Origin of the sequence: Parasedimentitalea psychrophila, assembly GCF_030285785.1 — a bacterium.
GTDB lineage: Bacteria > Pseudomonadota > Alphaproteobacteria > Rhodobacterales > Rhodobacteraceae > Parasedimentitalea > Parasedimentitalea psychrophila.
The window spans coordinates 3347435-3362816 of record NZ_CP127247.1 but is presented as its reverse complement, the minus strand read 5'-3'; the positions used below and the strand labels follow the sequence as shown (position 1 = coordinate 3362816).

The 15382-nt window shown below is 57.7% G+C and carries 15 protein-coding genes; 6 read left to right on the top strand and 9 right to left on the bottom strand.

What is annotated here, in order from left to right:
• Positions 1 to 119 precede the first annotated feature (119 nt).
• The 4 genes from fumC to QPJ95_RS16370 are packed head-to-tail and all read left to right on the top strand — an operon-like array spanning position 120 to position 2153.
• The gene (gene fumC / locus QPJ95_RS16385; RefSeq protein ID WP_270917181.1) at positions 120 to 1511 is read left to right on the top strand and encodes a class II fumarate hydratase; all 1392 of its coding nucleotides are present in this window, start codon (positions 120 to 122) and stop codon (positions 1509 to 1511) included.
• Complete coding sequence (locus QPJ95_RS16380) at positions 1511 to 1687, top strand: DUF4169 family protein (protein ID WP_270917180.1); 177 nt, start codon at positions 1511 to 1513, stop codon at positions 1685 to 1687. The genes fumC and QPJ95_RS16380 overlap by 1 nt, the downstream gene beginning before the upstream one ends.
• Positions 1684 to 1902 carry a ribbon-helix-helix domain-containing protein gene (locus QPJ95_RS16375; RefSeq protein WP_270917179.1) on the top strand — a complete coding sequence of 73 codons (219 nt, stop codon included), beginning with the start codon at positions 1684 to 1686 and terminating at the stop codon, positions 1900 to 1902. Before QPJ95_RS16380 ends, QPJ95_RS16375 begins: the two co-directional genes overlap by 4 nt.
• Before the next feature lie 59 nt (positions 1903 to 1961).
• Complete coding sequence (locus tag QPJ95_RS16370; RefSeq protein ID WP_270917178.1) at positions 1962 to 2153, top strand: hypothetical protein; 192 nt, start codon at positions 1962 to 1964, stop codon at positions 2151 to 2153.
• Between the two features lie 52 nt (positions 2154 to 2205).
• Here the strand turns inward: QPJ95_RS16370 and QPJ95_RS16365 are convergent, their stop codons facing one another.
• The 3 genes from QPJ95_RS16365 to QPJ95_RS16355 all read right to left on the bottom strand — a co-directional run bounded on the left by QPJ95_RS16365 (position 2206) and on the right by QPJ95_RS16355 (position 5664).
• On the bottom strand, positions 2206 to 3555 hold the full coding sequence (locus tag QPJ95_RS16365; RefSeq protein ID WP_270917177.1) for a cytochrome P450: 1350 nt from the start codon (positions 3553 to 3555) through the stop codon (positions 2206 to 2208).
• Positions 3552 to 4811, bottom strand: coding sequence for a hypothetical protein (locus QPJ95_RS16360; protein ID WP_270917176.1), 1260 nt, complete (start codon positions 4809 to 4811; stop codon positions 3552 to 3554). Before QPJ95_RS16360 ends, QPJ95_RS16365 begins: the two co-directional genes overlap by 4 nt.
• A gap of 100 nt (positions 4812 to 4911) precedes the next feature.
• Entirely contained in the window at positions 4912 to 5664 is a 753-nt protein-coding gene (locus QPJ95_RS16355; protein ID WP_270917175.1) for a cytochrome c biogenesis CcdA family protein, read from the bottom strand.
• A gap of 93 nt (positions 5665 to 5757) precedes the next feature.
• Between QPJ95_RS16355 and QPJ95_RS16350 the strand changes: the two genes are divergently transcribed.
• Positions 5758 to 5991, top strand: coding sequence for a sulfurtransferase TusA family protein (locus tag QPJ95_RS16350; RefSeq protein ID WP_270917174.1), 234 nt, complete (start codon positions 5758 to 5760; stop codon positions 5989 to 5991).
• Positions 5992 to 6198: 207 nt separating this feature from the next.
• On the opposite strand, the gene QPJ95_RS16345 is transcribed toward QPJ95_RS16350, so the two are convergent.
• From QPJ95_RS16345 to purC, 6 genes are all read right to left on the bottom strand, one after another.
• Positions 6199 to 9240, bottom strand: coding sequence for an Rne/Rng family ribonuclease (locus QPJ95_RS16345; RefSeq protein ID WP_270917173.1), 3042 nt, complete (start codon positions 9238 to 9240; stop codon positions 6199 to 6201).
• Between the two features lie 565 nt (positions 9241 to 9805).
• Positions 9806 to 11140 carry a sigma-54-dependent transcriptional regulator gene (locus QPJ95_RS16340; RefSeq protein ID WP_270917172.1) on the bottom strand — a complete coding sequence of 445 codons (1335 nt, stop codon included), beginning with the start codon at positions 11138 to 11140 and terminating at the stop codon, positions 9806 to 9808.
• A 27-nt stretch (positions 11141 to 11167) separates the two neighbouring features.
• Complete coding sequence (locus QPJ95_RS16335) at positions 11168 to 12940, bottom strand: sensor histidine kinase (RefSeq protein ID WP_270917171.1); 1773 nt, start codon at positions 12938 to 12940, stop codon at positions 11168 to 11170.
• Positions 12941 to 12976: 36 nt separating this feature from the next.
• Positions 12977 to 13645: a phosphoribosylformylglycinamidine synthase subunit PurQ gene (gene purQ, locus QPJ95_RS16330; protein WP_270917170.1), complete on the bottom strand. Its 669-nt coding sequence runs from the start codon at positions 13643 to 13645 to the stop codon at positions 12977 to 12979.
• Positions 13645 to 13875: a phosphoribosylformylglycinamidine synthase subunit PurS gene (gene purS / locus QPJ95_RS16325; RefSeq protein ID WP_270917169.1), complete on the bottom strand. Its 231-nt coding sequence runs from the start codon at positions 13873 to 13875 to the stop codon at positions 13645 to 13647. The genes purQ and purS overlap by 1 nt, the downstream gene beginning before the upstream one ends.
• A 90-nt stretch (positions 13876 to 13965) precedes the next feature.
• Positions 13966 to 14727, bottom strand: a complete 762-nt coding sequence (gene purC / locus QPJ95_RS16320; RefSeq protein WP_270917168.1) for a phosphoribosylaminoimidazolesuccinocarboxamide synthase — start codon at positions 14725 to 14727, stop codon at positions 13966 to 13968.
• A gap of 166 nt (positions 14728 to 14893) precedes the next feature.
• Here purC and QPJ95_RS16315 point away from each other — a divergent pair, with 166 nt between their 5' ends.
• A complete protein-coding gene (locus tag QPJ95_RS16315) occupies positions 14894 to 15211 on the top strand; it encodes a DUF1476 domain-containing protein (RefSeq protein ID WP_270917167.1) in 318 nt (105 codons plus the stop codon).
• The last annotated feature ends 171 nt before the right edge of the window (positions 15212 to 15382 follow it).

Here is a 15382-nt window from a genome sequence, read left to right as displayed (position 1 = left end):
GCTCCGCTACCCTCTATACCTCTGGACGTGATCCTCTATGCTGCGTGCAACTGGCCAATTGCGCCTCGGCGACGCCCGGGGTACACGGCATACAATCGCATACCAGACGGAGATGATGGATGTCCGAGACCCGCACAGAAACCGACAGCTTTGGCCCACTCGAAGTTCCCGCAGACAAGTATTGGGGCGCACAGACGCAGCGCTCGATCATCAATTTCCCGATTGGTTGGGAACGTCAGCCCATCGCCATTGTGCGCGCCCTTGGCGTCATCAAAAAGGCCTGCGCCCAGGCCAATATCGAACTTGGCAAACTGGACGCCGAACGCGGCGATGCGATCATTCAGGCGGCAGCCGAGGTCTACGCCGGCAAGTTCGACGACAATTTCCCGCTGGTGGTCTGGCAGACAGGCTCTGGCACCCAGTCGAACATGAACTCCAACGAGGTCATTGCCAACCGGGCGATTGAAATTCTCGGCGGGGTGATCGGCTCCAAACAGCCGGTGCACCCAAATGATCACTGCAACATGGGTCAATCCTCCAACGACACCTTCCCCACTGCGATGCATATCGCAACGGCTGAGATGGCCCATAACATATTGTTGCCCGGCCTGGAAAAACTACACGCGGCAATGGTCAAAAAAGTCGAAGACTTTGAGGGCATTATCAAAATTGGCCGCACCCACACCCAGGATGCCACCCCGCTGACCCTGAGCCAGGAATTTTCCGGCTACACCCACCAGATCGCGATGGGCATCAAACGGGTCAAAACTGCGCTGGGTTCAATCTATGAACTGGCACAGGGCGGCACCGCTGTTGGCACCGGTCTGAACACTCCCAAAGGCTGGGGCGAGAAAGTCGCCGCCAATATGGCCGCGATCACCGGCCTGCCTTTTGTCACCGCCCCCAACAAGTTCGAAGCTCTGGCCGCCCATGACGCCATGGTCGAAATTTCGGGGGCGTTGAAAGTCGTCGCCGTGTCGTTGTTCAAGATCGCCAACGACATCCGCCTGCTTGGCTCTGGGCCGCGCTGCGGTCTGGGTGAATTGATCCTGCCGGAAAACGAGCCCGGATCGTCAATCATGCCGGGCAAGATCAACCCAACCCAATGCGAAGCGCTGACGCAGGTCTGTGCACAGGTATTGGGCAATGATGCCGCTGTCGGTTTTGCCGGCTCCCAGGGGCATTTTGAGCTCAACGTCTACAAGCCGATGATGGCCTACAACGTGCTGCAGTCCATGCAGCTGCTGGGCGATGCGGCCTCGACCTTTACCGATAATCTGGTCGTGGACTTGCAGGCGGATCGGGATCGCATCGAAACGCTGATGCGCGAAAGCCTGATGCTGGTGACGGCTCTGGCGCCCGAGATTGGCTATGACAATGCCACCAAGGTCGCCAAGACCGCACATAAAAACAAAACCACGCTCAAGCACGAAGCGGTTGAGCTGGGCTTTGTCGATGAAGAAACCTTTGACCGGGTGGTGCGCCCGGAAAATATGGTAGGCCCCAAGTAATGGCAGAGCCGGTCAACCTGAACCGGTTCAGAAAAGACCAGGCACGGGCCGAGAAAAAGGCCCGTGCCAACCAGAATGCAGTCAAGTTTGGCCGCAACAAGGCTGAGAAACAGCTGGATCGCAGCAGACTCGAAAACGCCAAGCGTGACCTTGATGGTCACCAGAATGAACCATGAACAGCCGCCCCCGCAAACATTCGCTGACCCTGCGCGGACATCGCACCTCGGTATCGCTTGAGGACGAGTTCTGGGCCGCCTTTCGCAAAATCGCCGAAGACGGTGATCGTCCGATCAACGTTTTGGCCGCTGAAATCGACGAATCCCGAGGCACCGATTGCGGCCTGGCCTCAGCGATCCGGCTGTTTGTACTGAGGCGGTTAACCTCACCTTAACTTTGACAGCGCAGGTTTAGCCCATGCCAGTCCCTGCCCCTCTCTCTGCGGAATGCTGGATGATGCATTTGTTCAGCTCCAAAGCAGCGCAAAACGGTGCGGTCATTCGGCGCAAGCTGCATGACATCGATCGGTATGTCGGTCGTGCCGCCTTCGAGGCTGAATTGAAACGCCGCGGCTATCACGCAGTCGAGAACGCCGGTCAAATGGTCATTTTCTGCAACCAAGAGGTGGTACGCCAGATCACCTGACCGTTTTCTTCGAAGAAAACGGCTCGGAATTTTTGAAAATTCCGGGGTGCGATCACCGCCGATGCAGTTTTAACCAGATGCCGTCCCGCGACCGGACGGTCAGATGTGCCACCGGCACCGGTTCGCGCCCGACAACAGCTTCTACCCGATAGGCGCGCAGCAGCATCGACAGGATCAATGGACCCTCAACCATGGCAAACCCGGCACCAGGGCAAACCCGGGTGCCGGTTGAGAACGGAATAAAGGCTTCGCGTTGACAGGTTTTTCCGTTCTCAGTTGCCCAACGGCCGGGATCAAATCCATCCGGGTTGTCCCACAACCGGTCATGCCGGTGAAGGTGCCAGGGACTGACCACAAGTTGCGATCCCACTGGCACATCCCTGTCACGAAACTGCTCAGGGCAGGTTGCCTGACGCACCATCATCGGAACCGGAGGATACAGCCGCAGCGCCTCGCGGAACACATCCCGACTGGTCCGCAGTTTCGACATCACCGCAAATGACTGCTCCTCCAAGGCCGCCGCCTCGGCAGCCACACGATCCTGCCACTCCGGGTAAAGCGCCATCAAATACAAGGTCCAGGCCAGCGCCGAGGCGCTGGTCTCGTGTCCGGCCAGAAAGAAAATCGCCACCTGATCAACCATTTCCTCGGTGTTGAACTGCTGCCCTGTTACCGGATCAGTGGTGGTCATGATTTTGGTCGCCAAATCGTCCGGTGCATCGCCGGCCTCAATTGCCCGCATTCGATCATTGGTCAACTGAGTGATCAGCCTGCGAATCTCCGCCGCATCCCGTTTGGTCGATGACTTGAAGAACCGCGGCATCCAGCCTGGCATTGGAATAAAGGCGGCCAAATTCAGGATTGGTTGGCTGCGCTGGTAATCCCGAAACCGGGTGAACACCTGAGCCGCGACCTCATGTTCGATGGGGATCGAAAACAGCGCCCGAAATATTACATCTGCGGCCACGTGGCTGGTCTGGGCTTCGATCTCGATGGGCCTGTCCAACTGCCCTTGCAGCCGTTCAACCGCCGCCTCTGCCGCGTCCCACATGGCTGGAAAGCTATCCTTAAGTCGCCCGCCTTCAAAGGCCGGATCAATGATCCGGCGCTGACGCTTCCAGATCTCCCCGTTGGTCAGAAAGACCGAATTCCCCAGCAATGGCCGCAACCCTTCGGCAATACGATTGGATTTGGGAAAATCATCGGGGCGGTTTTTAAGCACCTCTTTCACCAAGTCAGGCTGGTTGATCAGGAATGAGCGAAAGAACGGCGTGCGGAACTCGGCCATCCAGGCGTGATACAGCCGTGCGGGCTGCGCCGACAGGATGTCCTGGCGAAACAGGCGGAGATAGCGCCACAACGAGACTTTCCCCGGTCGGGACGGCGGTTTGGGCGGCATCATAGCGGCGCCACCGCGGTATATTTGGACACTGTTTCATCAATACGCGACCGTGACGGCTGCCGCTCCCGATAGCGTTCCCGCAGTGTCAGCGGACCGGCGGTGATTTGAAAATAATCATAGTCTCCTGGCCGATCAAAGGCGCAGAGATACTGGAAATGCAGCCGAAAAAACCGCCAGCGCAACTCGGCCCAGCGTTGCGGGCTTAAGGTCTGGGTGAAAGCCGCCGAAAACACCAGCGGCCAGCGTTTCGCCGCCGAGGCCAGCCCACTGACGCTGACCGGGTCACAGAGCGCAAAGGCACAGCCATCGCTGGGTGCGGTGACATCAACCCAGGCCAGTTCATCGCTCTGCGACAGGAATTTCAGATCCGCACGCAGCCGGTAGGCCTTTGGTAGAAAAGAGACCATTGGCACCACCTGCCCCAGGCTCAGGAAACTCAGCGGCGGATGATTGTCCGCCAGCCCGCCACGGATCAGGTCAGACAGCACCGACACCGCAATATGCGCCCCCGAGGAATGTCCAACCACCAGGACCTCGTCCATCGTATCATCCGCCAGAGCATCCCGTATCAGTGTCGTGAACTCTGCCATCCGGCCTTCCAAAGCAGACGAATACGCCCCCCTGGAGGAGGCTGAATAGGCGTAATCATGCATCAGGTAATAGGCAAAAAACTTGCCATCCATTTTCTTGAACCAGCGCATCAATACCATCCCGGCCAACAGCCCGAGACCGAGGCCAGCCATCCCAACAAAGGCTCCAAAGAGCAGGAAATGCTCGGCCAATGCAATCACCGCCCGGCCCACACCCCAGGTCACAAGAGCCGCCAACAGCGCCTGTACCAGCAACATGCCAATCGGATATAGCGCCGCAATAACAGGACCTTTTCGCAATCGCATCAAGCGGCGCAATGTTCCTGTTGATATATAGATCCAGGCCGTTCGCACCATTTGCAGGTAGGTCGCCAGGATCGAGCTCTCCATGCTGTCGCGGACGATATCAGACCACACCAGCACCTCAACATCGGTGGCCGTTTTGGCCTTGTCGATAGCGGATTGCACCTGCCACCCGTAGGGACCTGATTTCGAAGCTTTGGCGCTCAGGGCAATCTCATAGCCGGAAATTTCAGCCTGTGCCGCCGCCTCTTTACGATAGAGCTCGCGGTAGCGGCGCGGCGGAATAGGGTCGTAGCCGGGGATGTAAAACACCCGGCGCCGATGCACCTCTGTACGCTGTAGACTGTTCGCGACCCGACCCAATGCCCTGCCCTTAAAATGTGTTTACCGTAACCTAGCGGGTCATTCCGGCAAGAGTAAGACCCTGCATATAAAGTAAAAGGGGCCATCCGGCCCCCTTTATCTAACCAAGAAGGGCTAAAGCCGGAAAGGCTTCCAGCAGCCACCAGGAAAAGGTTGAGAACAACCCGGTCACCAGCATCACCCCCACCAGCAAAAGCAACCCACCCATCAGTTTTTCAATCAAACCCATGTGGCGTTTCATCTTGTTCATCAGCACCATCGAACGGCTGAGGAATATGGCAGCAAGCAGGAAGGGAACGCCAAGGCCAAGCGCATAAATACCCAGCAAAATGGTTCCCCGGGCAACCGAGGCCTCAGACGCTGCCAGCGACAAAATTGCCCCCAGTTGCGGGCCAATACAGGGCGTCCAGCCAAAGGCAAAGGCAAGGCCCAGTACATAGGCGCCAATCGCTGATCCACCGGACTGCCCCGCCTCCATTCGCATCTCACGATCCAGAATCGGAATACGGAAGACCGACAGGAAATGCAGCCCGAAGATGATCACCACCAAGCCCGAGACCTGCGCGAAGAGCTCTTGGTTTTGCAGGACAAAGGCGCCGAAAATCGACGCGGTAAAGCCCAGCAACAGGAACACAGTTGATAGGCCCATGATAAAAAATAACGCGGCCAGTATCGCCTTGCGGCGGGCCGCACCGGGGTTTTGCATATCTCCTATTGAAACGCCGCTCATATAGGCCAGATAGGGTGGCACGATGGGCAACACACAGGGGGAAAGGAAGCTGATCAAACCGGCGATCAGCGCGACGAGCATAGCAGGGATTAGGCCTGCATCGATGATTTCAATACCAAACATATAACTGCCTTACCCCACCTGATTTCAAAGGTCACGAGGACAGCTGGTCACATCCCTGTGGACAGGATGAATTTTCCGTCATATCTGACTGTTATGAGCGATATTAGTGAAATACTGGATGCCATTGGCCTGTTGTGCCCGCTGCCGGTCCTTAAACTGCGCAAGCGGCTGAAACCCCTACAACAGGGGGCGCTTCTGCAGCTGCTGGCAGACGATCCCGCAGCGGTGATCGACGTGCCGCATTTCTGCAATGAGAGCGGCCACACACTGCTGCAGATAACCGAGGCTGACGGCCATCAGATCTATCTGGTCCGCAAGGGCGGCTGAGCCCCAAGCGCGGCCTCTGCACCTATCCATTAATCTAAAAATAAGCTGGTGACATATCGGCTCCGGACATATGGCGGTTCTTCCGAAATCGCCTGATAATGTTTCGCACGCGAAACAACCTAACAGTGTCTCAACAAAAACAGTCACCCCAACTCGATGGCCGACAAATGAAAACGCCGGGGTTTCCCCCGGCGTTTCAAACTTGCTTTAGTTGCCCAGCGACCACCAGCCGCGGCGCTTTGGCTTGGGCGGCTGCTCCGGCTCAGGAGCGACCTCTTCAGCGGCAACCAGCTCCGGTTCTGCCACAGCCGGTTCGGGTGCGGCTTCGACAATTGTGTCTGCCTCAGCCGTTTCCGGTGCAGCAGTCTCAATCACCTCCGGTGCAGTCTCAATCACCTCCGGTGCAGTCTCTATCACCTCCGGTGCGGTCTCTGGCACGGGTTCGGCGACCACCTCAGCAACGGCCACAGGTTCTGCAGCCACCTCGGGTGTGGCAACCGCAACCGTCTCAGGCTCAGTCGTTTCCACCGCAGCCTCGGGCTGCTCAGCGGGTGCTGCTTCAGTGACGTCGGCAACAGCGGTTTCAACAGAAACCTCTGGTGCAGCTTCTGCCACTGGTTCTGCAACTACTGGCGTAGGCTCAGCTTCAGTCGCTGGCTGTTCAGCTGCAGCGGGTTCGTCCACGACAGCAACCTCGGCCGGAGCGTCAGTCGACGGAGTGGCTTCACCTTCGGCAGCTTCAACCTTGGACTTGTTGCCGCGCGACCGTGACCGCGACCGGGTGCGAGTCCGCTTTGGCTTTTTCTCGTCTTCGGCTGGCTGTTCGCCATCAGCTGTCACCTCGCCCGAGACAGCACCGTCTGCTTCGGAGACGGTTTCAGCAGCAACAGCGGCTTCAGCACTGTCATCCGAGCCATCTTCAGAGCCGTTTTCGGCGTCATCAGATTTGCCCGACCGACGCCGGCGACGACGCCGCTTGCGCTTGGGCTTGGTCTCAGATTCATCCGATGTTTCAGCCGCTTCAGTAGAGACTTCAGTGATCTCGACAACCACCTCTTCTTCTTCATCTTCAATGGCTTCAGCCTCGTCAGCATCCACTTGATCCATCAGCGATGTATCAACCGATACCACCGGAGCCGTCGCGACCGACACCGCACGGGTGGCTGTCTTGAACTTTTCCAATGTGAAGTCAGGGCTGATCAGATGCGGATCCCCTTCGATGCGAACCGACATACCATAGCGGGCTTCGATCTGGGCGATATGCTCGCGCTTTTGGTTCATCAGGAAGTTGGCAATGCTGACCGGGCAGCGCACCAGGACTTCGCGTGAGCGGTTGCGGGTGCCCTCTTCCTCGATCTGGCGCAGAATGGTCAGCGCCATATTATCGTCGGAGCGGATCAGACCAGTGCCGTGACACGAGGGGCACGGCTGAGTGGTGGCTTCGAGCATGCCGGGGCGCAGACGCTGGCGGCTCATCTCCATCAGGCCAAAGCCCGAAATGCGACCAATCTGAATACGGGCGCGGTCGGTTTTCAGCTTGTCCTTGATCTTTTTCTCAACGGCGGCGTTGTTCTTGCGCTCGTCCATGTCGATGAAATCAATGACGATCAGGCCAGCAAGGTCCCGCAGTCGCAACTGGCGGGCCACCTCTTCGGCGGCCTCCAGGTTGGTCTTGGTGGCGGTGTCCTCGATCGAGCCTTCTTTGGTGGCGCGGCCCGAGTTGACGTCGATGGCCACCAGGGCCTCGGTGACATCAATCACGATATAGCCACCGGATTTCAGCTGAACGGTCGGGTTGAACATGCCCCCCAGATAGCTTTCGACCTGATAACGGGCGAACAGCGGCAGGGTTTCATTATAGCGTTTCACGTTCTTGGCGTGCGACGGCATGATCATCTTCATGAAGTCTTTGGCGATGCGATAGCCGCGCTCACCCTCAACAAACACCTCGTCGATTTCGCGGTTATAAAGATCGCGGATCGAGCGTTTGATCAGATCGCCTTCTTCATAGATCTTGGCGGGCGCAATTGATTTCAGCGTCAGCTCGCGGATCTGTTCCCACAGCCGTTGCAGGTATTCATAATCGCGCTTGATCTCAGCCTTGGTGCGTTTGGCACCAGCGGTGCGCACAATAAGGCCCGCACCTGACGGCACGTCGATTTCGTTGGCGATCTCTTTCAGTTTTTTACGGTCAACAACATTGGTGATCTTGCGCGAGATACCACCACCGCGGGCGGTGTTGGGCATCAGCACGCAGTAGCGACCTGCCAGCGACAGATATGTGGTCAGAGCAGCGCCCTTGTTGCCACGCTCTTCTTTGACGACCTGAACCAGCAGAACCTGGCGAACTTTGATAACTTCCTGAATCTTGTAGCGGCGTGGACGTGGCTTGCGGCGCGGACGGATGTCCTCGCTGTCGTCTTCATCCGCAACCGATTCGATTGTGCTGTCTTTTGAGATGGCGTCCGCACGGTTGTCGTCGGCATCCGGCTCATCGTCGCCCGGCTCTTTTGCTTCGGTCGCGTCATCCTCTGCCACGGATGTCTCCGCAGCCGCATCCTGCACTACAGGTTGCTCCGAGGTGGTCTCATCTTCGGTCACTGTAGCTTCAGCAACAGGCGCAGCATCTTCAGCCACCGCGTCAACGGCACCTTCAGCGGCTTCGACCTGTGGTTCGGATTGCTCCTGAACAGGTTCTTCAACCGGGGTCTCTGCCACGGTCTCCATCGGAGAGCTGCCTTCGGACACACCAAGCACATCAGCCGAACCGGTGTCGGCCTCATCGCTGAGATCAATGGTTTCCATACCGGAAATTTCGGTCTGGGGGATTTCGACTTCTTTGGTCTCAACCGCATCCTTGGAGGCTACGTCTTCAGCCTTGGTACGGCTTCGCGACCGTGACCGGCGCGGTTTGGCAGGCTTGCTGTCTTCCTCGTCGTCCTTGGCGCGCATTGCCTCGGCATAGACGCGCTCTTCTTCCATCAGAGCTTGCCGGTCGGCGACCGGGATCTGGTAGTAATCGGGGTGAATTTCCGAAAACGCCAGAAAGCCATGACGATTGCCGCCATATTCAACAAAGGCTGCCTGCAGAGAGGGTTCGACCCGGGTTACTTTTGCCAGATAGATATTGCCAGCAAGCTGGCGTTTGTTCTCGGATTCAAAGTCGAACTCCTCAACCTTGTTTCCGTCGACCACCACAACCCGAGTTTCCTCGGCGTGGGTGGCATCAATAAGCATCTTCTTTGCCATGTTTCCTTAGTGCACCATGCCTGCGCGCGCACGCTCCGGCCGTTTCCGGGGGGGGCTGCGCGTTTTGGGTGATGTCTTGTCAGGGCGATATCTGACGGTGCGCGACAGAACATGGTCGCGGAAAGTGTTCCCGGCGGTCCTGTCTCTAAGCTCTGTGCCTGCGCGCGCGTCATCGCGGTTCTTCTCCGACAGGTGGGACTATCCCGATCCCTGCCCATTTCTTCCTGCCCTGAAAACATTCCAGCGCAGGCGCTAAACTACCCCGGATCCCCGGGGCCAATCGGTCTGTTCTCGCCTTCTCGGATCATACCGGACAAAGACGGAAAACAGCGAAACTCATTTGAAGTGACTCACCCCATATTGGTGGTAGTCACTTCCCAGCAGCATACTGCCTGTGGATAGGTAATGACAATGGACATCTGTCAAAGCCCCCGGGAAATTACACAATTTGGCGATCAATTCAGCCAAAGGGTAAAAAACAAGCGAATTTCTTCGCTTGTACGCCCGTGTTTCGGTGCTGTCAGCGAGACCCGCACCTTGTCAGTCGCCCTGTGGACAGCTCGCCTCAGAGATAGTCGGACCGTTGCAAACCATATTTGGCCATTTTTTCATTCAAAGTCCGGCGCGGCAGGCAGAGCTCTTCCATCACCGATGCGATCGAGCCCTTGTGGCGGCGCATTGTATTGTCGATCAACATCCGCTCAAAGGCTTCTACGTATTCCTTCAGCGGCTTGCCCTCGGTTGTCATCACCGGTTGCATTTCCTCGTGATCGGACATCAGGAGCGAGGCAATGGTCCCAGAGCCGCGCCGCGCCTGCAACACCGCCCGTTCGGCAATATTGATCAACTGGCGCACATTGCCCGGCCAGGGCGCCTGCAGCAATTGCGCCGCTTCTTGCGCCGAGACCTTGGGGGCCTCACAGCCGTATTCCTCGGAAAACTGTTCAGAGAGCCGCATAAACAGGGTCAGAATGTCCTCGCCGCGCTGCCGCAACGGCGGCACCGTGATACGCAATGCGGCCAGACGATAAAACAAATCCGGTCGCAAGGCATCCTCACAGGTCTTACCCGCCTCTTGCAGGTTTGAGATCGCAACGATGCGGGTTTCGCCTGGGGTGCCCTGCTCATTGATCACGCTGAGCAACTTGCCCTGCAAGGGCTCGGTCAGCGCATCAATATCTTCCAATACCAATGTGCCACCGCGCGCCTCTTCGATGGCCGGTAACAGCGAATCTTCCGGCATCATCGGTCCAAACAACCGTCTGGACAGCGCCTCCTCTTCCAGCGCCGCACAGCTGACCAATACAAACTTCTTACCGGCCCGGCTGCCAACAGCGTGCAAAGCATGCGCCACCAAAGTTTTACCAGTGCCCGTTTCCCCGTCGATCATCACGTGACCGTCGGCCTGGCCAAGGTCCAGAATATCCTCTTTCAACCGATCCATCACCGGACTGGCGCCGATCAGCTTTTTCATGATCTGGGTGCCATCCGACAGTTCACGGCGCAGCACCCGGTTGTCGAGCACCAGACGCCGGGCCCCGGTCGCTCGTTTGGCAAGCTCTGACATTCGGTCCGGGTTGAACGGTTTCTCAAGGAAATCAAAGGCCCCGACCCGCATCGCCTCCACCGCCATCGGCACATCGCCGTGACCGGTGATCATGATCACTGGCAGGGCGCTGTCGCTGCCCATCAATTTCTTCAGGAATTGCATCCCGTCCATGCCCGGCATTTTGATATCGGAAATCACAATGCCGGGGTAATCGGCGCTCAGCACCTTTAGCGCCTCTTCGGCGCTGGCAAATGTTTCTGTGTCATAGCCTGACAAGGCCAGCCACTGGCTGATCGACTGGCGCATATCCTGCTCGTCGTCGACAATCGCGATCTTCATGGCCTGGGCCATAATCTATCCTCCTCAAACTCGCCGCGTCTATTCAGCGGCTTCGACCCCGTCCACCAGGATCGGCAATTGCATTTCAAACACCGCGCCGCCGTTCTCGCCATTGCGGGCGGTCAGCCGTCCGCCAAGGTCGTTGACGATCCCGGACGAGATGGCAAGCCCAAGCCCAACCCCGTCTCCTGGCAGCTTGGTGGTATAAAAGGGCTCAAACAACTCGCCAAAGTCTTCGATCCCCGCTCCGTTGTCGCGCACTGCCAGGATAGCAGTTTCCCCGCCAGCGAGAATGATTTCGATCTCAGGGTCTACCACTGACTTGGTGGCGTCCAACGCGTTTCGCAAGAGGTTCACCATCACCTGTTCGATACGCATCTGGTCGCCCATCACATAGACCGGGCTATCCGGCAACACGCGGGCAATCCTGACATGGCGCTGACGCAACTGTGGCTCCATCATCGACAAGCTAGAGGCCAGCGCATCCCCCAAGTTGACCGGGACAAACGTATCGCTACCCTTGCGCGCATAAGATTTCAACTGCCGGGTAATGGCCCCCATCCGCTCAATCAGATCATCAATCCGCCCAAAGGAGACCAAAGCCTCGTCAGGACGATTACGGCCCAGCAGCAATCGCGCCCCGGCCAAATAGGTTTTCATCGCCGCCAAAGGTTGATTTAATTCGTGGCTGACAGCCGCCGACATTTCCCCAAGTGCCGCCAGTTTCGAGCTCTGCGCCAGGCTTTGCTCGGCCACCGCAAGGGTTTGCTGCACTCTTTCACGTTCGGCAACTTCCCGCTGCAAACGGGTGTTCAACACACGAAGCTCTGCCGACTCGCGCTGAAACAACACCATACGCAGCGCGCTTCGTCGGCTCAGCGTATAAAATCCCAGTGCCAGGAATATCGCAAACCCCATTATTTCCAGTGCCAAAACGGCATTCACCCGCTCCCGGATAGAGGCATAGGTGGTATAAGAGGTCATCCGCCAGCCGCGGAATTGAATACGGTTGGTAATCCGCATCACCGCCTCACCCTGAAGATAGGCATCTGCGGGCAATACAGTCCAATCTGTCGTCGCCCGGATCGCCCGCTGAATCGCCCCCTGCGGTGTCTGCAGCGTCAGCGCATCCTCTTCGCTCAATCCGCGCCAACGTGATTCCGTCGCCAGAACAATGGTGCCCAAGCTGTCGCTGACCATGACCGCATCCGAAATCCCCGCCCAGGCGCGCTCGAACTTCTGCAAGTCCACCTCGACAACAATCACCCCCAACACTTCTGAGGAATCCTCCAGACGCCGTGCATAGGTAAACCGGTAGCCGCCGGCCTCTCGCTCGATCACCGAAAACACCGTGGTATTGGCCCGCACCGCATCGACAAAATAGGGTGCGCTGCGGTGAAGCTCCCCCAGACGGAGCCGATCCGTTGCCGCCACGGTGCGCCCGTCTTGCGACAACAGCATGAGCGACGCGGCGCCGATTTCATCGACAAACGAGATCAGCCGCTGGGTGGATAAAGAGAAATCATTGGACTGCAGCGCTGAAATCAAGGTCTGATCCCGCGCCAAGAGCTGCGGCACAATCGCATTCTGGCGCAGTTCGCTCAACAGGTTGCCAGAGTAAAGGGCCAGCCGTAATTCGGCCCGGTTCCGGGTGGCCTGGGTGAACCGGTTGGACAGCAACCGGTTGGTTTGCCACACCGTGACCGCCACCACCATCAGCAACAACGCCAAGGCCAGCCGCACTTTCCAGGAAAATGTCTGGGAGGGAGGGCTGGTGTCAGATTTTTGGGGAAGAGTATCTGGGGCAGTCATGACGCAAATCTACGCTGACCGCCCCGGCATCACAAGTCACGCCGTAGCAACGATACCCGCCAATGCGCGGAACACTGCCACCCCATCGGTGCCACCGTGGGCTGCATCTGCGGCCCGTTCAGGGTGCGGCATCATCCCCAGAACCCGGCGGTTCTGCGACAAGATACCCGCGATATCGGCCATCGCGCCATTGGGGTTATCGCAATAGGTAAAGGCAATCCGATCCTCGCCCTGCAGCTTCGCAATGGTTTCCGCATCGGCAAAGTAATTGCCGTCATGATGGGCAATGGGCACGCTGATCACATCCCCGGCACAATAGCCTTCGGTGAAGACGCTGTCGGCAGTTGTGACCTTCAAATCAACGCTGCGGCAGATATATTTCAGCCCCGCATTGCGCAGCAATGCACCGGGCAGAACACCGGTCTCAGTTAACACCTGAAAACCGTTGCAGATGCCGATCACATAGCCACCGCGATTTGCATGTTCCACCACGGCCTTGCAAATCGGAGACTGCGCCGCAATCGCGCCACAGCGCAGATAGTCGCCATAGGAAAACCCACCCGGCACACCAACGATATCTACCCCTGCGGGAAGCGCGCTCTCCTTGTGCCAGACCATCGCCACCTCAAAACCGGCGCGCTCAAAGGCAACCGCCAGATCGCGATCGCAGTTCGAGCCGGGGAACACAACAACCGCCGCCTTCATCACAGCAACTCGATGCTGTAGGATTCGATCACCGTATTGGCCAGCAGCTTTTCACACATGTCCGTCACATCTGCCTCGCTCGAGTCCGCAGCCAGGGTCAGATCAATCACCTTGCCCTGACGCACGCCGGTCACCTTGTCAAAGCCCATCGCCCCCAGGGCATGGCGCACGGCCTCCCCCTGCGGATCCAGAACTCCCTCTTTCAGCATCACATGCACACGTGCCTTCATCGCGTCATTCCTCGGTTGCAGTGGCAAAGCCCAAGAGCTTCTTTTTGCCAAAAATACTCATATTCCAACCCCCAGTCCGAGGGCTGGACGTTAGTTGACCAGTGTCGGCTTGCCGGATTTGGGCGGCGTGTTCGGCATCAAACCCAATCGCCGCGCCACTTCCGAATAGGCATCCGTCAGGCTGCCAAGATCACGGCGGAACACATCCTTGTCGAGCTTCCGACCGGTCTCGATGTCCCACAAACGGCAGCTGTCAGGGCTGATTTCATCAGCCACAACCAAGCGCTGAAAGTCACCCTCATAAACCCGGCCGAACTCAATCTTGAAATCGATCAGGCGAATGCCAACAGCCAGCATCACACCGGACATGAAATCATTGACCCGCAGGGTCATGCTCAGGATATCATCCATATCCTGCTGACTGGCCCAGCCAAAGGCCGCAATATGCTCTTCGCTGACCAAAGGATCGCCCAGGGCGTCATCCTTGTAACAGAACTCGACAATCGGACGCGGCAACTGGGTGCCTTCGTCGATGCCCAGCCGTTTTGACAGGCTGCCAGCGGCATAATTGCGCACGATCACTTCCAGCGGCACAATCTCACAAGAGCGGATCAACTGCTCACGCATATTCAAACGTTTGATAAAATGGGTTGGAACGCCGATTTGCCCCAGCCCGACCATGAAATATTCGCTGAGCAGGTTGTTCAGAACGCCCTTGCCTTCGATAGTGGCTTTTTTCTCGGCGTTGAAAGCAGTGGCATCGTCTTTGAAATACTGCACCAGAGTTCCCGGCTCGGGGCCTTCATACAGAGTTTTGGCCTTGCCTTCGTATATTTTTTTGCGACGCGCCATGGACAGCCTTTCAGGTAAGCCTGGTGAGGATGAGTGAATCCCGGATATGCCGCCCTCATAGAGCAAGCCCGCCAGTGCCGCAAGCGACCCGCGCACCCTTGTACCGATGCGTTGCGGGGCTAGTATCAGAACTATAGGATTTCACTCTTAAATAAGGCGAAGCCGCATGACTACATTTGATGAACGTGAACAAGCGTTTGAGGCAAAATTTGCCCGCGACGAAGAGATGCAGTTCAAAGCGCAGGCGCGATGCAACAAAATGCTGGGCCTTTGGGCTGCCGAAAAAATGGGGAAATCCGGCGTTGCCGCCGAAACCTATGCCAACGCCCTGGTCACCGCCAGTGTCGAGGACGCCGACCATGAGGATGTGGTGCGCAAAGTAACGGCCGATCTTCAGGGACATGTGACCTCGGATGAGATCCGGCAAAAACGCGCGGCCCTGTTGCCCGCTGCGCAACAGCAAATCCTGTCAGAAGCCAGCTAGCCCTGCCAGTTCGTTGCGAAACCCGCGGTCACCGCCCAAAAGGCGGATGGCACCACGCCCAAAGTCGGCAACGGACTCTGCAATTCCGTGTCTCACTGGCCAAACGCTTGCCCCCTCCTCCCAGCCCGAGCTTTGATCCGCCAAAGGTCGGCGCGTCGCTGCCAATCGCTC